The sequence below is a fragment of the Arenibacter sp. F20364 genome (genome assembly GCF_023015905.1).
Taxonomy (GTDB): Bacteria; Bacteroidota; Bacteroidia; order Flavobacteriales; family Flavobacteriaceae; genus Arenibacter.
This window is the reverse complement of record NZ_JALKBD010000008.1, coordinates 194,777-212,514: the sequence shown is the minus strand read 5'-3', so window position 1 is coordinate 212,514 and position 17,738 is coordinate 194,777. Positions and strand designations below refer to the sequence as shown.

Genomic DNA, 17,738 nt, shown 5'->3' with positions numbered 1-17,738 from the left:
TATAGGATCCCAAAATTAAAACCAAAACCTGTGCGACTTCTCAATCGTTGCGAAAAAGCATCAGTTGTCGAAGTGACAACTCCAGTCATTTCGACAGAGCGATAGCGACGAGAAACCGAAGGTTCACGAATACCACTCAAATAAAAATGACATGAGTAAATCTCACTAGTAACTGAACCAAAACATCAATTGTGCGCATAAATTTTCAACATTGAACTATAAAAAATGTGCATTGATTAAAACTTCTCTCCCGATAATCATCGGGAGTCCCGAAAAAGGACTCTGCAGAAGTGACCACTCCATCCATGTAACAAATCCTCCCTATCTTCGTCAAACAGGAAGTACACTTCCCTAAAAAAATCAAAAAAGCCATATGGATATTGTATTGCTGACAATTGGATTCATCTTAATGTTCATAGGCATTTTAGGCAGTTTTCTTCCTGTCCTGCCGGGAACACCTATAAGCTGGGTAGGCTTACTACTGCTCTATCTTACAAAAGCCATTCCAGATGATTGGATTTTTTTGGGAATTACCTTGGCCGTAGCTTTACTAGTTTTTGCCCTGGACTACATTATTCCCGTTTGGGGAACCAAGAAATTCGGGGGAAGTAAGTGGGGAATGATCGGCACTACCATTGGACTCCTAGTAGCCCTTATATTTCCAGTTCTTGGATTTTTTGGAATCATAATCTGGCCTTTTTTGGGCGCTTTGGTAGGGGAACTGATCAACAGGGCCGATCAAAAAACGGCCCTAAAGGCCGCCTTTGGTTCTTTTTTAGGCTTTTTAACCGGGGCCTTCCTGAAATTTATGGTTACCATAATTTATCTGGGCCTATTTATATATAAGGCCTGGGAATACAGATCTGCCTTGTTTCCCTTTTTTAGCTAATCGCTAATCCTACATCCAGGTTACTTTCTCCTGCCATGGACCTTTGGCAACTTCCGGAATTTCTTCATCGTAATACCCCATATAGAAAAAGCCCAAACACACTTCGCCAGTATTCAATTCAAAAAAATCATCCATATATTTTATAAGGCCGGGTGAACTCCAGTAACAGCCTATACCCATCTCGGTACAGCAAAGCCACATATTTTGTACTGCCATTGCCGTTGCCGCAACCTCCTCCCATTCCGGAACGCTCTCTTCGGGATCTCTCTGCATACAAATTGCAATAATAGCCCCCGCTTTTTTAGGATTCTGAATCAACTTTTCGACATTGAACTGTTTTGGTTTGGGATCGGATTCCATATATTTTAAGGACAGGAACAATCCCAATTTCTCCTTGGCCTCCCCTTTTAGTACTTTAAATCGCCAAGGCTCCGTTTTTTTATGGGTTGGTGCAAAATTCGCCGCCTCCAAGACCTTTTCAATAGATTCCTTGTCGATTGGTTTATCGTTATATTGGGCAGGAAAAATAGACCGGCGCAACTTTATTATGTCAAATATCATGTGTTATTATTTTAGAGTATTACAAACTAAGGCTATAAAATAGCCTATAAAGACTGGTTTAACAATAAATTAATACAATGTCTTAAAGCAGGGTTTCTATTGTCCTCTTTCCAACAAACGGATAACACTGCCCTTTGCGGATTATTCTTGAGTTCAATAAATTTTACCTTCATCTGAAAGCCGTATTGCAAGGAAGTGGGTATTATAGCAATGCCCAAATTATTCTCTACCAATTTAAAAATGGTTTGGGCGTGAACGGATTTATGTGAAACTTTGGGGGTAAAACCCGCGTCTTCACAGATACTCATTACCGTATCAAAGTACAAGGGACTATAATCTTGGGCGAACAAAATAAAATTCTCCGCCGCCAATTGCCCTACATCCGTAAATTCCCTTGTCAATAAAGGATATAGCTCCGGCAAGACCACTGAAAAAGTGTCGGTATACACGGGTTGAAGATTTAGGCCTTGAGGTACTCTCGCTACACGTACAAAGCCCATATCCAGTTTATCCTTTAAAATAGCATTCACTTGGGCATTGTTGGACAATTCTTCCAAATTAGTCTGTATTCCTGGAAATCTTTCTTTTAGCTCAATTAACAAATTAGGTATTACCTCCTGCATGGCCGAGCCAAGAAAGCCTATTCGCACCTCCCCAAAATTGCCATCCCTAATATGCCTCAACTGCTTTTTGGTGACTTCCAAATGGTTTAGGATAAACTCTATTTCACTTTTGAGATATTCCCCTGCCGCAGTAAGGCTTACCTTTTTCTTAGTCCTGACAAAAAGCTTTACCTCCAGAATCTCCTCCATTTGTTTAATCTGTCGACTTAAACCTGGTTGGGAAATAAAAAGCTTTTCCGCCGCCCTTCTAAAATGCAATTCTTCGGCCACTGCCAAAAAATAATTGAAATGTCTAAGCTCCAATTGATAACCCATAGTTATTAGGTGTTTAAATTAATGGTATTGGTAATTATCAAACATAATCAATAATTTTATATTGATAAAAAAATAATCCCATGACTACTTCAAAAAAAACATTTTTTTTCGGGGAAGATCATCTAACGGCAGGCCTGGCTCTGGCAATTACCCGGGGAACGATCCAAGGAAAGGTTTCAGAAAAAACAAGAAAAAAAATTCGGGCCAGTCATGAGGTCGTGGCACATATAGTAGAGATGGGAAAACCTGTGTACGGTATAAATACTGGGTTTGGGCCATTGTGCACCACCAAGATTTCGAAAACCGAAACCAAAATATTACAGACCAACATTCTTCAGAGCCATAGTGTTGGGGTGGGAAAGCCTATTGAAAACGAAATTGCAAAATTAATGCTTGTTTTAAAGGCCCATTCCCTTGCCCAAGGTTATTCCGGTATTGCAGAGGCTACCTTGGACCGAATAATATGGCATATTGACAATGATGCTATTCCAATAGTACCCTCCCAAGGCTCTGTGGGGGCTTCCGGTGACCTTGCCCCTTTATCCCATTTGTTTTTACCTCTAATAGGGTTGGGGAAAATTAAATATATAAAAAAGGTGATTTCAACGGCTCAACTCCACAGAATTTATGGCCTAGAACCTTTGGAATTGGGTCCCAAAGAGGGACTGGCCCTAATAAACGGCACCCAATTTATTGCTGCCCATGCCGTAATGGTCATAGACAAAATGCACGCTTGCCTTACTCATGCGGACATCATTGGGGCCATGATGATCGAAGGCCTTCAGGGCAGTGTAAAGCCGTTTTTTAAAGAGCTGCACAACCTAAGGCCATTTAAGGGGAATAGCCATGTAGCGGCCAGAATACGCTTTTTATTGGAAGATTCTGAAATCATGGAAGACCATATTGATTGCGAACGGGTACAGGACCCTTATTCCCTTAGGTGTATCCCCCAAGTTCACGGTGCCTCAAGAAATGCTTGGCTACATTTAAAGGAATTATTGGAGATAGAATTGAACTCGGTTACGGACAATCCTATTATCATAGGTAAGGTATTAACGATAAGTGGTGGGAGCTTTCACGGACAGCCCTTGGCCATGGCACTGGATTATGCCTGCTTGGCCGCTTCCGAGCTGGGAAATATATCTGACCGCCGTATTTATTTGGCCCTGGAAGGCAACAGTCCCGGGGTACCCAAATTGTTGATGAAGGATACAGGAATCAATTCGGGCTATATGATCTTACAATACACCACGGCCGCCTTGGCTAGTGAAAACAAAGGTTTGTGCTTCCCTGCCAGTGCAGATAGCATCCCTACTTCACTTGGGCAGGAAGACCATGTAAGTATGGGATCCATAAGTGGTAGAAAAGCACTGCAAGTGCTTGAAAATGTTGAAAAAATATTGGCAATAGAACTTCTGACCGCAGCACAGGCATTTGAATTTAGAAAGCCTATGAAATCGGGAGTTTTACTGGATGAAGTCCATAGAACTATCCGCAAAAAAGTGGCCTTTGCCGTTAGAGACCGAGTGTTTTCAGAGGATATTGACAAAGGAATAGAGATGATCAAAGAATGTACGATAATAAACACAGTACAAAAAACCATGACCCGTAACAATCTGAAAATGGAAAGTCCGTTTGAAATGGAATTTGAAGAATATTAAGATACAGGTAATGAGTCATGGATATTAATCAATGGACAAAATGAAAAAATACACCCTTATAGGCCCCTTTAAGCAAATCTTGACGATGACGGGTATAGCGCTAAAAGGCCCCCTATCTGACGAGCAATTACCGATATTGGAAAATGGGGGTATTATTATGGTCGATGAAAAAATTCACGCCATAGGATCTTATCCTGAAATTCAGACAAAAGCAAACCACCTAAATGCGCAAAATATACCTATCCGATCCAACATGGTATGCCTTCCCGGATTGATTGATGCCCACACCCATATTTGCTTTGGAGGCAGCAGGGCCAAGGACTATGCCCTACGCAATTCCGGCAAAACCTATCTGGAAATTGCCAAAGCTGGAGGTGGAATTTGGGATACGGTTACCGAGACTAGAAAAGCCACTACATCCTCCTTGATAGAGGGTATCAAAACAAGAGCGGACAGGCATTTGGCCCATGGTGTAACCACCATAGAAGTAAAAAGCGGCTACGGACTTTCGGTTGAAGAGGAACTAAAAATGTTAAGAGCTATTGCGCAAGCCAATGAAGAATGTCATCCTGATCTAATTCCCACATGTTTGGCGGCACATATGGTCCCCAAAGATTATCAGGGAAGTCCAGCCGATTATCTTTTGGAAATAAGCACTTTACTATTTCCAATTTTAAAAAAGGAAAAGTTAGCCAATAGAATCGATGCCTTCGTGGAGGAAGGGGCATTTACTCCCTCTAACATAGGACCTTATTTTAACAAGGCCAAAGAAATGGGATTTCATATTACAGTACATGCCGACCAATTTTCAACCGCTGGTAGTGATGTTGCTGTTAAATATAAGGCAGTAAGTGCCGATCACTTGGAAGCAAGTACAGAAAAAGAAATTCAACTACTCGCCAAAAGCAATACCGTAGCAACCGCCTTGCCCGGTGCCTCTATGGGATTGGGATGTAGCTATACCCCTGCCCGCCGATTATTGGATGCAGGAGCGGCCTTGGCCATTGCCAGTGATTGGAATCCGGGTTCTGCACCAATGGGCAACCTCTTGATACAGGCCACCGTACTAGGCACCTTTGAAAAACTGACCAATACAGAGGTGCTGGCCGGGATTACCTTTAGGGCCGCTGCCGCCCTAGGCCTAGGAGATCGCGGTACACTTAAAACCGGATTATTGGCAGATCTCATTGCTTTTCCCACCGACAATTATCAAGAAATACTTTATCAACAAGGTATGATGATGCCTTCCCTTGTATGCATAAAGGGAAAATTGGTAGTTGGTAATAACTAAAAAAGACCCGAACGATGACGGAAGAAAATTTTAAAGCTCAAATACTCCAAGGCATTCCAAAGGAAATGCCCAATAAAAAAGACTATCCCAAAAATGCCAATAGAGCCCCAAAACGCAAGAACATCCTATCCTTGGAGGAGAAAAAGTTGGCCATTAGAAATGCCTTGCGATATTTCCCCTCCGATTGGCACGCAATCTTGGGCGAGGAATTTGCCGAGGAATTGAATACTCTGGGCAGAATCTACATGTATCGCTTTAAACCCGATTACCCTCTATATGCAAGACCAATTGATCATTATCCCGCAAAAACGATAGAAGCGGCCAGTATAATGCTGATGATACAAAACAATTTAGACCCCCAAGTAGCACAACATCCAGAGGAACTAATAACTTATGGGGGCAATGGTGCCGTTTTTCAGAATTGGGCACAGTATCTGTTGACCATGCAGTACTTGGCGAATATGACCAACGAACAGACCCTGCATATCTATTCAGGGCATCCCATGGGGCTATTTCCCTCCTCAAAAAATGCACCAAGAGCAGTCGTGACCAATGGGATGATGATCCCCAACTATTCCAAACCGGACGATTGGGAAAAATACAATGCACTTGGAGTTACCCAATATGGGCAAATGACAGCTGGATCGTATATGTATATTGGGCCACAAGGAATTGTGCATGGCACTACCATAACCGTCCTGAACGCCTTTAGGAAAGTCTTAAAAAATGATGACACGCCTAAAGGCAAAATATTTCTCACTTCTGGTTTGGGCGGCATGAGCGGAGCCCAGCCCAAAGCGGGAAATATTGCCGGCTGCATTACAATCTGTGCGGAAGTGAACAAGGCTGCTGCACAAAAAAGACACCAACAAGGCTGGGTAGATGAGCTTTTGGAAGATTTGCAACAATTGGTAGAGCGAGCCAGAATGGCAATACAACAAAAGGAAGTTGTCTCCTTGGCCTTTATTGGAAATATAGTGGATGTATGGGAAAAGTTTGATCAGGAAAATATATTCATCCATTTGGGTTCCGACCAGACCTCCCTTCATAACCCATGGTCAGGGGGCTATTATCCTGTAGGGCTCACTTTTGAGGAATCCAACGAGCTTATGAGGACCAAGCCTGCTGCTTTTAAACAAAAAGTAGAGGCATCCCTAAGACGACAAGTTTTGGCAATTAATAAACACACTGTCAAGGGCACCTATTTTTTTGATTATGGCAATGCCTTTTTATTAGAGGCATCCAGGGCAGGAGCAGACATCATGGCGAGCAATGGCATCAACTTCAGATATCCATCCTATGTACAGGACATTTTGGGCCCTATGTGTTTCGATTATGGATTTGGCCCCTTTAGATGGGTCTGCACATCAGGAGAACCCCAAGACCTCCTAAAAACAGATGCCATTGCCTTACAAACAATGGAAGAAATGCTTAGTTCGGCACCTTCAGAGATACGACAACAAATGCAGGACAACATCCAATGGATAAGGGAAGCAGCGTCCAATAATTTGGTGGTCGGGTCCCAAGCGCGCATATTATACGCCGATGCAGAGGGCAGGGCCAAAATTGCGGAAGCTTTCAACAGTGCCGTTAAATCCAGAAAAATAAACTCACCCATTGTCTTGGGGCGGGATCACCATGACGTGGGCGGTACAGACTCCCCCTTTAGGGAAACGAGCAATATTTATGATGGCAGCAAGTATACTGCAGACATGGCCATCCACAATGTAATTGGAGATAGCTTTAGGGGCGCCTCTTGGGTATCCATTCACAACGGAGGTGGGGTAGGCTGGGGAGAAGTCATCAACGGTGGTTTCGGTTTAGTGCTGGATGGTTCCGAGGATGCTGCTAAACGTCTAAAAAACATGTTGTTTTATGATGTAAATAATGGAATATCTAGAAGAAGTTGGGCCAGAAACAAAGAAGCCTTGTTTGCAATAAAACGGGAAATGGCCCGAACACCGGAATTAAAGGTTACCTTGCCAAATATAGTTGAGGATGAATTACTGGATATTTTGTTTCCATGAAAGTATATTTCAAGTCTTTTTTGATAGCCACATATGCCTCACAAGCCTTAGTCGTAATCAAAATCCTACCGGCCACTGCGTTTAGGGCAAAATAAATATCGAAAATTTTAAATATTACTTGGAATCATCTATTTTTATTCACTAAACAGTTCCTCAACCAAATAAATAGACAATGCTTTAAGGATTGTTCCCCCTTTTGTTGGAACAAACATACTATAATTAGTTTTTAAAATAATGATTCCCTGTCCAATCTGTAACCACCCCAAAACCAAATTAAAATACCAGCTTAAATTCAATGTGCATCAATGTACTAATTGCGGTTTTCAATTTTGTCCCGATGCCACTTTCAACAAAAGTTTGGTTTCTGATTTAAATGAAGAAACCCGTGAAAAAGCACTTATCAATTTAAGGAAAGAGAATTTCCAACATATCATAGCCTCCATTAAGAAAAACAAGGAAATTAAATCCAAGGGGCTCGAGGTAGGTCCGGGATATGGTTGGTTTTTGGAGGTCTGCAGGGACCATGGGATTAGTTGCTTGGGTATTGAACCGGAAACCCGCTTCAATGAACACTACCAAAAGGAAGGCTTGCAAGTAAAGAATGGTTTTTTTCCACAAGATCTACAAGAAGAATCACATTTTGATTTTATTGCCTATAATGATGTTTTGGAACACCTGCCCGATCTTAAGGGAATTATGGAAGCCAATTACGGTTTACTTAATCCGGAAGGACTATTGATCGTTAATTTACCTCAACAAAGTGGTTTAATATATTTCCTTTCCAAAATGGCTTATCTATTCGGGGTAAAATCCTTAATGGATAGAATGTGGCAATTTAATTTTCACAGCCCACATTTGAGTTACTTTACCAAACCAACCTTGATTAAATTGGCCCAGGACAACAATTTTGAAGCAGTTGAATCATTTCCTTTAAAAACCATTAATTTATCTGAAATATCAGATAGGATAGAACAGGATAACCAACAAGGAACTTTGGCGAAAATGGCAACTAAAATTGGAGTGTTTCTTTTGTTTCCATTTTTACAAATTTTCCCGGACACCCGTTGTTTTATATTTAGAAAAAGGTAATTGAGCAAAAAAAATGTAGTTTCTTCAAAACAACATTTAAAATCAAATATCGTTAAAATGTTAATTTAGTTTGTTAATTATTACGAATGGGCAGTTTGGAATCATTTGATTCCTAGCTGTTAAAACGCCAAGAAGTATAAAATCACCAATCTCGATGATTGAAATATTACTGAAAATTAAAAACTCGATAAACAAGTTTACCGGATTTACTGGCGATAACAACAACTCCTTAAAGAATCCGGTTTTTATAATACTTTCCCTTGTTTTGATTGCCATGTTGTTTGTTGCCTACTCCAATCATTTTAACAACGGGTTTCATTTTGACGATAGCCATACCATAGAGGACAACCATGCCATAAAGGAAGTGGACATTCCCGCCTTTTTCAGGGATGTAACAACATTTAGTACACTCCCCAGCAATAGGTCTTACCGACCTTACACCACCCTTGAAAATGCTATTGATTACAAACTTGGAGGTGGCTTGGACCCATTGGCATTCCATATCCATATTTTTATTTTTTTCATATTCACCTGCGCCGCGCTTGGCCTTTTTGTTAAAAAACTACTGGACAGGTTGGAATTCTCCCAATACAACCAGTTTTGGGGCCTCCTGATAGCAGCCGCTTTCGGTTTATTATGTGCCAATGCAGAAACAGTCAACTATATTATACAGCGATCGGAAATTGTAGCCGGCTTCTATGTGCTATTGGGATTCGTAGCATTTCTGAGTGGCGGCAAATGGAGGAAATGGCATCTTTACCTGATCTTTCCATTTATTGGCTTCTTTTCCAAGGAAATGGCTTTGGTTTTTTCCCCTTTACTTTTTCTATATTTTTTGGTTTTTGAGGAACAGGCAGACTTATTGCACTTCTATAGAGCAAAAGAATTTAAAAAATGTATCCGCTCCTTTGTAAAAGTGTTCCCGTCATTTATTCTTACCGTGGCCTTTTTGGTATTCTATTTCTCCATGCTTCCGGATACATTTGCTCCCGGCGGTGTTGATCGTTATAATTATTTGATTACGCAACCCTTGGTCATGTGCCACTATATTTTAACCTATTTTATTCCCTATAACCTCTCCGCCGATACCGATTGGACAGCATTTGACACTATCCTGGATTATAGGGCCATAACAGGAATTGTACTAATTACCACCTTAATCTATATTGCATTGAAGGTGTCAACAAAGAGGGAAACAAGATTATTTTCCTTTGGCATTTTATGGTTTTTCATTTCGCTTTTGCCCTCCTCTTCAGTACTTCCCTTTGCGGAGGTCTTAAATGATCATCGCAGTTTTATTCCATATATGGGCCTTACCATAGCCTTTGTATTTGGCACCAAGTATTTACTTGAAACCTATTTCTCCAGAATATTTACTACTCCAATTGGCCAAAACTCATTGACCTTGTTTGTTATGTTCTTCCTTATAGCCAATGCCTATGGAATTTACCAACGCAATAAGGTATGGAAAGACGAACGTAGCCTATGGCATGATGTTACTGTAAAAAGTCCAAAAAATGGCCGTGGCCATATGAATTATGGTCTTGCCCTAATGGCCGATGGCGATTATACCAATGCAGAAATATCGTTCAACAAGGCCTTGGAATACGTTCCAAATTACTCCAGTATATACACCAATCTGGGCATCTTAAAAAATGCCATTGGAGATAAGGAGAGTGCGGATAAACACTTTAAAAAATCCTTGTCCCTAAGTGATGCCAACCATAAGACAAAATACTTCTATGGTCGGTATTTGTTTCAAAACAACCAATTTAAAGCGGCTTTGGATCAATTCAAAGAAGTAAATCTAATTGTTCCCAATTATTCTGACATCAATGACTATATCCTAAAATCTTATCATAAACTTGAGGATTGGGACAATATGAAAAGCTTCAGTAATGAAGTTTTGGCAAGATGGCCGCAAGACGAAACTGCAAAAAAATACTTGGACATTGCCTTGGGCAAAAAATCCATTCTTAGAGTTTTGGAGGAGGAGGTGAACAATACTCCCAGCCCAGAGAATTACCTCGATCTAAGTTTGCAATATTTCAATAACAGCAACTACGAAGATTGTATACGAGTAGCAAGAAAAGCCTTGGAATTAAAACCAGAATATCCTGATGCCTACAACAACATTGGTATAGGCCATTTTTATCTGTTGAATTATGATCAGGCCATTGAGGCCTACCAAAAGGCACTGGAACTAAATCCGTCCTATCAATTGGCGAAAAACAATTTGGCAAATGCCGAGGACAAAAAGAAAGATTTGGCCAACGCTACTTCAAGTTTATCGGATAAGGAAGCATCTGCTTATTATATAAATCTTAGTCTTGAATTTTACAAAAAGGAAAAATATCAAAGCTGTATAGCCGCAGCAAGGAAGTCCCTCGCTATTGAACCCAATGCCATTGCCTATAACAACATATGTTCTGCCTATAACCAACTAAAAGACTACCAAAAGGCAATAGCCGCATGTAACGAAGCGTTAAAATTAGACGGAAATTCCAAATTGGCCAACGGAAATCTAAATTACGCCAAGCAACAGGCAAACAACGAATTGAATAACAGTGAACGCTAGTACAATAACAAATCCCAAGTAACCAAGCAATCATGGAAACACAGAAATATAGTTCTTATAAAATCGCTGTTGTAATCCCTTTTTACAATGCTTCCCAAGAAATATTGCTGGTCATTTCCAAGTTACCGGATTATATTCAAAATGTTATTATCGTGGACGACCAAAGTCCAACTCCCCTTCCCAAAGCGGATATTGAAAATCTAGTACCTCCCAATACAACAATTTACTTTTTAGAGAATCCCATGAATTTAGGGGTAGGTGGCGCCACCAAAAGAGGATTTGAAGAAGCTATTAGAATTGGTGCAGAAATAATAATCAAGGTAGATGCCGATGACCAGATGGATCTTACTTACCTTCCCGACTTACTGGATCCACTAATTGCAAACAAGTGCGATGTTGCAAAGGGCAACAGATTTAGGGACCTAAAGGCTTTAAGAGCCATGCCCCTTATACGCAGAATTGGCAATCTAGGCTTATCATTCCTTATAAAAGCGGCTACTGGCTATTGGCACAATTTTGACCCCACCAATGGATTTTTGGCCCTTAAAGCCGATGTTGTTAAAAAGTTGAATTTTAATAATCTGGCCAACCGCTATTACTTTGAAACCTCCCTTTTGTCGCAACTATACTTTGAAAAGGCGGCTATTAAGGATATTGCCATGCCCGCCATATATGGTGAAGAAAAATCGAGCATGAAAATATGGCAAATGCCTTTTGTCTTTGGGGCCAGGCTAACCAACACCTTTATAAAGCGTATTGTTAAGGAGTATTTTTTATACGATTTCAATATTGGCTCGGTATACCTGTTATTTGGTTTTCCTTTGTTTATGTTCGGACTTATTTTTGGAGTTGCCGAATGGATATATTATGCCAAAATAAACACCTTTGCCCCAACAGGGACCATTATGATCGTCACCCTATCCATCATATTGGGCTTTCAACTTATCCTTCAAGCCATTCAATACGACATAATAAATGCGCCCAAAGCCAAGTGATATGGATAGGTGTTGCCACAATCATTATTTTGCGACAGTTGTACTATCAAAGGGAAAACATTAATATTGACATAGGTATTTTCTAGGAAACCAAATGAATTATTGAATTATTTTGTTCAAAGTTCAAGGCATCTATGAATTGGTCAATTAGGCCATCAACCTATAAAATTCAATTAACATGCACACCTATTCCAAAAGCGACCCTATACTTTGGTCAGGACGCAAGTCCGGACAACAACTGTATCTCCATGAGAAGGTGATTTGTATTGATCTTAATTCCGAACAAATCCCAAGTACAGATGGACAGTCCTGGGCAATATTGGGTTATGCCAGCGACGAGGGCGTTAAAAGGAATGAAGGTAGAATTGGTGCCGCCATGGGTCCGGATGCCATCCGTAGGCAACTCGCTAAACTCCCGAATCATCTGAAGGAAAACGCTTTACTAATGGATGCGGGTACCGTAGATTGTAAAGATGGTGATTTAAAAAAATCACAGACCGTTTTATCGTGCACCGTTACCCAATTGCTTAAGCATAATACCTTCCCCATTCTTATGGGAGGAGGACATGACATTGCTTATGGCCATTATAACGGAATAAAAAGGTATCTGGCCACGGAAGGCAAGAATAAGTCCATTGGTATCATTAATTTTGACGCCCATTTTGACCTTCGCAGTAACGAAACCAATAATAATTCCGGAACTCCTTTTTATCAAATTGCCCAGGAATGCAAATCGGATCAATCCAAATTCAGGTATATGTGTCTAGGAATCCGCGAAGACGCCAATACCAAAACGCTATTTGATACAGCCAATGACTTGGGGGTTTCCTATATTGAAAGAAAACATTTCAACTTGTTATATTTTGATAAGATCAAGCATAAATTACAGCAGTTTATAAAGGAGGTAGACCACATCTACACTACCATTGATCTTGATGGATTTTCTTCGGCCTACGCTCCCGGAGTAAGTGCCTCCTCCCCTATGGGTTTCTCCATAGAAATTGTTTTGGAATGCTTGAATATTATAATCGATACAAAAAAAATGATCAGCCTCGATATGGCCGAAATGAACCCCACCTACGATATTGACCAGAACACGGCAAAATTGGCTGCTTCGCTAATTCATTATGTTATCCATAACAGCCGCTAATTTTAAATCCCGTTAAAACCCATTTTTATCCAACAATGTGCAAGTCTTATTCCAACCAGGATCGATAATATTTGCCATCATCTATGTCCATAGCAGCCTTGGTAAGTTGCAAGGGTCTAAAAGTATCTATCATCACCGCCAACTCCCCGGTTTTAGACTTTCCGATACTAGCTTCGTAGGTACCGGGATGGGGGCCATGTGGAATACCCGCCGGATGCAATGAAATATACCCTTTATCTATATTCTTTCTGCTCATAAAATCCCCATCCACATAATACAATACCTCATCAGAATCTATGTTGGAATGATTGTATGGAGCGGGTATGGACTGTGGATGATAGTCGTACAAACGGGGCACAAAGGAGCAGACCACAAAGGCGGAAGTCTCAAAGGTTTGATGTACTGGAGGTGGTTGATGAACACGTCCTGTGATGGGTTCAAAATTATGTATGGAAAAACCGTAAGGATAGTTGTAACCGTCCCAACCTACCACATCAAAAGGGTGGGAAGCATACACCAAATGGTGCAATTGACCCTGCTTTTTTACTTTGATCACAAAATTGCCCGTCTCATCATAGGTCTGTAAGTTTTGCGGCAATTTAAAATCGCGCTCGCAAAAAGGCGAATGTTCCAAATGTTGTCCAAACCAATTTCTATATCTTTTAGGTGTATAAATGGGATGATATGATTCGGCAATTAACATTCTGTTATCCTCACTGTCAAAATTTATCTGATAGATCATTCCGCGGGGAATTATAAGATAATCCCCGTACTCGAACTTTATTTCACCCAGCATAGTTTTCAAAGTCCCTGTCCCTTTATGGATAAACAACAATTCATCCGCATCCGCATTTTTATAAAAATAATCCGTCTGGGATTTTTTGGGAGCCGCAAGCGAGACATGAACATCGGAATTGAACAACATCACTGTTCTACTTTCCAGATAATCGTTCATAGGTTTTACCTCAAAACCTTTGAGCAATCTTGACTTAATATTATGGGACACCATGGCTTTGGGGGAAACATCAAAGGACTTTCCCACTTCCTTTACCATGGTAGGTCTCTGTAAATGGTACATGAGCGATGACATCCCATCAAAACCTATGGTTCCGAACAATTGCTCATAATGCAGACTTCCGTCCTTTTTCTTAAAAATAGTATGTCTTTTTGGAGGGATTTTACCTAATTTGTGATACAAGGGCATAGCTTATTCCTCTTTATTGATTCCTTATTAAAAATACAATAAAATAAGGATTATCTACAACAATCTACTTTAATTAAGGATCTGTTAAGAAATATGCATAGTCCTTGTCAATTTTAATTGCTTGTACCATACTGTTGTCCGCGTTGATGAACAGCTAAGACAATACAAACAAAAAAAGCCTCCCAAAATGGAAAGCCTTTCATCGGTGCTTATCGGTCCAAATTCGCATCCGGACAAATCGACAAATACAACCTTGCCTCAATTTGTATTGAGACACAACACAACTCGGCAAAGATAGTAAAGGTTTTTAGATATTCATTGTTTGGACAATGATATTTGGACAATCCTTTTATGCTCTATTTTAGATGGACTAAAGCACAAAATTAAACCCTGATTCTTCCAGCTTTTTGTACTTGTTATAATCGAACCTATACAAAAAAGCACCTTTTTTAGAGGTAGATTTATCCTTTTCGTCCAATTTAATGAGCAAACCAAAGGATAGTAATTTTTTTCTAAAATTGCGGTCATCCAATTTGGTCTGATGAATGGCCTCATATAATGACTGAAGCTGTGGAATGGTAAATTTTTCTGGGAGGAGTTCAAATCCAATAGGCCTATGTGTAGTTTTCTGCCTTAGTCGTTCCAAGGCATCGGCGATCATAGCATTATGATCCAGTACCAATTGGGGAATATCCTCCAAGGCAAACCATTTGGCGCCATGTAATTCCACCTGTTCCCTATCATAGTCATTAATTCTGATCAATGCGTAGTGGGCAATGGAAATACATCTTTCTCCGGAATCCCTGTCTACATCACTATACACTTTTAATTCCTCCAAAAAAATATTATCTAGTCCCGTGAACTGTAAAAGAACACGGCGTGCAGCATCGGGGACACTCTCTTCCTCATTTACAAAACTACCGATCAAGGACCACTCCCCTTTAAAAGGATCAATCCTTCGCCTAAAAACCAAAAGCTTCAATATGCCTTCATCAAAACCAAAAACAATACAATCTGTTGCCACTAGTATTTTGGGCTGCGCAATATACGGTCGATAATTCTCCAAGGCCTTCATTTAAACTATAATGCACTAAAATATCAAAAAAATAATTCAAATCGTCAAAAGCCCAAATTTTATCCTCTAATCCCCGTTCTGAAAATGAACAAAGGAACGACTATACCCGGGCCACTTATTATTTATCGCGCCACTGACCCACATCCCTGATGGAATTTAGCAGTGATTTAACATGAAAACTCCTTGATTTTAAATAACTTGTAATAAAAAAGATGAGAAATAATATTGCTATGTTTTGGGTAGCCGCAACAACTATGGTCCTAATCTCCCTGACTATAATGGCCGCTATGAACTTTCCCTTTAATTGGGTTTTTTACATTACAGTCCTAGGGCAAATAATGCTCGTATATATGGTCTTTAAAGTGCTTACGGACAATTATACGACCGACAAGACCTTTAAAGACTTCTATGAAGATTATCCAATAAAAAGTGAAATTAATTAGAAGTTGAAACTTCCTTTCCCTTTTTGCTACTAGGAGGAGTTCCCATGCCCAATTCCGGTATTACCAACAAAGGTATTTGGGTGTGAAAAGCCAAACGTTTAATTACCGGTTCCCGTGTCATTTTCTCCATATAGCTGTGCTGATAATTGAGCATGGCCAAAAGGTGAATGTCCAGTTCATTTGCAAAAACCTCCAAGGTCTGGGAAACCGAATTTAATTCTGAAACCGTGTGCACATAATGTTCTACTTCACCTATGTACTTCCTTAGCATATTCAAGTTGAATTGCTGTACTTCGGTCAGCGCTTTAATCTCATATTGCACATGTACTATCCTGATGGAGGCTTTAAAGGATTTCGCCATTTCCAAAAGTGGCCTAAGTTCGGAAGTAGTATAAAACCTATTGAAATCTGTTGCAAAAGCTATTTCGGATGGAGTCTTAAACTGAAAATGCTGAGGAATGGCCAGTACCGGACAGTTCTTTATTGATTTTATTATCCTAACGGTATTGCTCCCCATAAACACTTCTTCCAATCCGGAGGCGCCTTTTGTTCCCGTAACCACTAACCCGATTTGATGGGTATCTATGATATTCTTAATTTCATCCACCAATAGACTGAAGGAAGAAATGGTAATAAACTTATGTTTGGGATTATGGTACTTTTCCTGGATCCTTGCCAAAAGCTGATCCAACCCTTTTTCGGAATTGCTCTTTACCACGTCCTCACAGGCTTTTCCCCCAGCTCCTGTTGCCATAAACCTACTATGAGCAATAGTTGGTGTATAAGTATTTAAAATATAAAACTCGCACTCCTCATGCTTATATAAAGAAATTGCATATTTGGTTGCATTCCAAGCATTGGGAGAAAAATCTGTAGGTAACAATATCTTTTTCAAACTATTCTATATTTTATAAGAACCCCGAGAGGTTAAAACTACAGCGTAAAATTATAGGAAGTCAAAAACCTGAACTATGACATTTATCAGCTTTTTGGCCTGATCTATGAGTGTAGAAAAACATTGCCAGTAGCCCAACTGGCTTGACGTTTTAATCTAATTTTTCTTATAAAGTGAAGAAATATATTTCCCAATATCTTGCGGGACCAAGGGTGCATTGAATAACAAATCTGGGAATGATAGAGATTCAGTGGCTAGGCATTAAGCTCCCTTTACCACTTCGTCTAGACCCTTTCTATCCGCTATGGCTACTTTTTTTCCCGAGGCTTTGATGAATCCCAGTTTTTTGAATTCAGAAATAATTCTAATGGCAGATTCTGTAGCCGTACCAACTACATTGGCAATATCCTCCCGGGATAATGTCAAGGCCAAATAGCCATTCCCATCCAAACCAAAATTTTCCTCCAAATATATAAAAGCCTCGGCTATACGTTGTTTCACAGTTTTTTGCGACATATTTACTATAACATCATCAGCTTCTTTTAAATCGTGGGCAATATGTCTCAATACTTCCACAGCAAAATTGGGATTGCTATTAAGGCTATCCACAATGGCATCTTTGGGAATAAAACAGACCTCCATATCATTTACAGCAATTGCGCTAAGGTTGGCCACTTCTTCGGTAATTACGGAACGCTGCCCTAGTACCGCACCTTTTGTGGCCAATTTTACTATTTGATCTTTCCCGTTTGGACTTAATTTGGACAACTTGGAAACTCCATCCCTTACGCAAAAAACTCCATTGAGCTTATCTCCTTCACCGAAAATGGTATCTCCTTTTTTTAAAAATTTGGTAGTTTTGGTATCCGAAACCCTTTTCAACTCTTCTTTGCTCATTGCCCGTAAGGAATTGAACTGGCGAATAATACAATTTTCACATCT

At 40.1% G+C, this 17,738-nt stretch carries 15 protein-coding genes; 9 read left to right on the top strand and 6 right to left on the bottom strand.

Annotated elements, in window-relative coordinates; translation table 11 throughout:
- The first annotated feature begins 373 nt into the window (after nucleotides 1-373).
- The gene (locus MWU84_RS08925; RefSeq protein WP_246900764.1) at nucleotides 374-889 is read left to right on the top strand and encodes a DUF456 domain-containing protein; all 516 of its coding nucleotides are present in this window, start codon (nucleotides 374-376) and stop codon (nucleotides 887-889) included.
- A gap of 9 nt (nucleotides 890-898) precedes the next feature.
- On the opposite strand, the gene MWU84_RS08920 is transcribed toward MWU84_RS08925, so the two are convergent.
- Together MWU84_RS08920 and MWU84_RS08915 are read right to left on the bottom strand one after the other, a co-directional pair.
- Nucleotides 899-1,450 carry a nitroreductase gene (locus MWU84_RS08920; RefSeq protein ID WP_246900763.1) on the bottom strand — a complete coding sequence of 184 codons (552 nt, stop codon included), beginning with the start codon at nucleotides 1,448-1,450 and terminating at the stop codon, nucleotides 899-901.
- 44 nt (nucleotides 1,451-1,494) lie between these two features.
- A complete protein-coding gene (locus tag MWU84_RS08915; protein ID WP_246900762.1) occupies nucleotides 1,495-2,388 on the bottom strand; it encodes a LysR family transcriptional regulator in 894 nt (297 codons plus the stop codon).
- Nucleotides 2,389-2,468: 80 nt separating this feature from the next.
- On the opposite strand from MWU84_RS08915, the gene hutH reads away from it, so the two are divergent.
- The 7 genes from hutH (at nucleotide 2,469) to hutG (ending at nucleotide 13,179) form a co-directional block, all read left to right on the top strand.
- Nucleotides 2,469-4,049 (top strand): histidine ammonia-lyase, encoded by a 1,581-nt coding sequence (gene hutH, locus MWU84_RS08910; protein WP_246900761.1) that lies wholly within the window; start codon nucleotides 2,469-2,471, stop codon nucleotides 4,047-4,049.
- Nucleotides 4,050-4,089: 40 nt separating this feature from the next.
- The gene (gene hutI / locus MWU84_RS08905; protein WP_246900760.1) at nucleotides 4,090-5,340 is read left to right on the top strand and encodes an imidazolonepropionase; all 1,251 of its coding nucleotides are present in this window, start codon (nucleotides 4,090-4,092) and stop codon (nucleotides 5,338-5,340) included.
- Between the two features lie 14 nt (nucleotides 5,341-5,354).
- Nucleotides 5,355-7,367 carry a urocanate hydratase gene (locus tag MWU84_RS08900; protein ID WP_246900759.1) on the top strand — a complete coding sequence of 671 codons (2,013 nt, stop codon included), beginning with the start codon at nucleotides 5,355-5,357 and terminating at the stop codon, nucleotides 7,365-7,367.
- Nucleotides 7,368-7,601: 234 nt separating this feature from the next.
- On the top strand, nucleotides 7,602-8,456 hold the full coding sequence (locus tag MWU84_RS08895) for a methyltransferase domain-containing protein (RefSeq protein WP_246900757.1): 855 nt from the start codon (nucleotides 7,602-7,604) through the stop codon (nucleotides 8,454-8,456).
- Nucleotides 8,457-8,610: 154 nt separating this feature from the next.
- Nucleotides 8,611-11,034 carry a tetratricopeptide repeat protein gene (locus tag MWU84_RS08890; protein ID WP_246900754.1) on the top strand — a complete coding sequence of 808 codons (2,424 nt, stop codon included), beginning with the start codon at nucleotides 8,611-8,613 and terminating at the stop codon, nucleotides 11,032-11,034.
- A 32-nt stretch (nucleotides 11,035-11,066) separates the two neighbouring features.
- Nucleotides 11,067-12,029: a glycosyltransferase family 2 protein gene (locus tag MWU84_RS08885; protein ID WP_246900751.1), complete on the top strand. Its 963-nt coding sequence runs from the start codon at nucleotides 11,067-11,069 to the stop codon at nucleotides 12,027-12,029.
- A gap of 178 nt (nucleotides 12,030-12,207) precedes the next feature.
- Nucleotides 12,208-13,179 (top strand): formimidoylglutamase, encoded by a 972-nt coding sequence (gene hutG / locus MWU84_RS08880; RefSeq protein ID WP_246900749.1) that lies wholly within the window; start codon nucleotides 12,208-12,210, stop codon nucleotides 13,177-13,179.
- A gap of 46 nt (nucleotides 13,180-13,225) precedes the next feature.
- Here the strand turns inward: hutG and MWU84_RS08875 are convergent, their stop codons facing one another.
- Both MWU84_RS08875 and MWU84_RS08870 read right to left on the bottom strand, forming a co-directional pair.
- Nucleotides 13,226-14,383: a homogentisate 1,2-dioxygenase gene (locus MWU84_RS08875; RefSeq protein WP_246900747.1), complete on the bottom strand. Its 1,158-nt coding sequence runs from the start codon at nucleotides 14,381-14,383 to the stop codon at nucleotides 13,226-13,228.
- A 370-nt stretch (nucleotides 14,384-14,753) separates the two neighbouring features.
- The gene (locus MWU84_RS08870) at nucleotides 14,754-15,458 is read right to left on the bottom strand and encodes an NUDIX domain-containing protein (protein WP_246900745.1); all 705 of its coding nucleotides are present in this window, start codon (nucleotides 15,456-15,458) and stop codon (nucleotides 14,754-14,756) included.
- A 212-nt stretch (nucleotides 15,459-15,670) separates the two neighbouring features.
- Between MWU84_RS08870 and MWU84_RS08865 the strand changes: the two genes are divergently transcribed.
- Nucleotides 15,671-15,901 carry a hypothetical protein gene (locus MWU84_RS08865; RefSeq protein WP_246900744.1) on the top strand — a complete coding sequence of 77 codons (231 nt, stop codon included), beginning with the start codon at nucleotides 15,671-15,673 and terminating at the stop codon, nucleotides 15,899-15,901.
- On the opposite strand, the gene MWU84_RS08860 is transcribed toward MWU84_RS08865, so the two are convergent.
- Both MWU84_RS08860 and MWU84_RS08855 read right to left on the bottom strand, forming a co-directional pair.
- Nucleotides 15,894-16,796, bottom strand: coding sequence for a universal stress protein (locus MWU84_RS08860; RefSeq protein WP_246900743.1), 903 nt, complete (start codon nucleotides 16,794-16,796; stop codon nucleotides 15,894-15,896). The two genes, MWU84_RS08865 and MWU84_RS08860, sit on opposite strands and share 8 nt — an antisense overlap.
- A gap of 261 nt (nucleotides 16,797-17,057) precedes the next feature.
- Nucleotides 17,058-17,693 carry a Crp/Fnr family transcriptional regulator gene (locus tag MWU84_RS08855; RefSeq protein ID WP_246900742.1) on the bottom strand — a complete coding sequence of 212 codons (636 nt, stop codon included), beginning with the start codon at nucleotides 17,691-17,693 and terminating at the stop codon, nucleotides 17,058-17,060.
- Nucleotides 17,694-17,738: the final 45 nt, after the last annotated feature.

Bases quoted from the DNA above. Each gene is read 5' to 3' on its own strand.
- MWU84_RS08895 (WP_246900757.1), top strand. From the start codon at position 7,602: ATGATTCCCTGTCCAATCTGTAACCACCCCAAAACCAAATTAAAATAC.
- MWU84_RS08925 (WP_246900764.1), top strand. From the start codon at position 374: ATGGATATTGTATTGCTGACAATTGGATTCATCTTAATGTTCATAGGC.
- MWU84_RS08875 (WP_246900747.1), bottom strand. From the start codon at position 14,383: ATGCCCTTGTATCACAAATTAGGTAAAATCCCTCCAAAAAGACATACT.
- MWU84_RS08890 (WP_246900754.1), top strand. From the start codon at position 8,611: ATGATTGAAATATTACTGAAAATTAAAAACTCGATAAACAAGTTTACC.
- MWU84_RS08915 (WP_246900762.1), bottom strand. From the start codon at position 2,388: ATGGGTTATCAATTGGAGCTTAGACATTTCAATTATTTTTTGGCAGTG.
- hutH (WP_246900761.1), top strand. From the start codon at position 2,469: ATGACTACTTCAAAAAAAACATTTTTTTTCGGGGAAGATCATCTAACG.
- hutI (WP_246900760.1), top strand. From the start codon at position 4,090: ATGAAAAAATACACCCTTATAGGCCCCTTTAAGCAAATCTTGACGATG.
- hutG (WP_246900749.1), top strand. From the start codon at position 12,208: ATGCACACCTATTCCAAAAGCGACCCTATACTTTGGTCAGGACGCAAG.
- MWU84_RS08920 (WP_246900763.1), bottom strand. From the start codon at position 1,450: ATGATATTTGACATAATAAAGTTGCGCCGGTCTATTTTTCCTGCCCAA.
- MWU84_RS08885 (WP_246900751.1), top strand. From the start codon at position 11,067: ATGGAAACACAGAAATATAGTTCTTATAAAATCGCTGTTGTAATCCCT.
- MWU84_RS08855 (WP_246900742.1), bottom strand. From the start codon at position 17,693: ATGAGCAAAGAAGAGTTGAAAAGGGTTTCGGATACCAAAACTACCAAA.
- MWU84_RS08900 (WP_246900759.1), top strand. From the start codon at position 5,355: ATGACGGAAGAAAATTTTAAAGCTCAAATACTCCAAGGCATTCCAAAG.
- MWU84_RS08870 (WP_246900745.1), bottom strand. From the start codon at position 15,458: ATGAAGGCCTTGGAGAATTATCGACCGTATATTGCGCAGCCCAAAATA.
- MWU84_RS08865 (WP_246900744.1), top strand. From the start codon at position 15,671: ATGAGAAATAATATTGCTATGTTTTGGGTAGCCGCAACAACTATGGTC.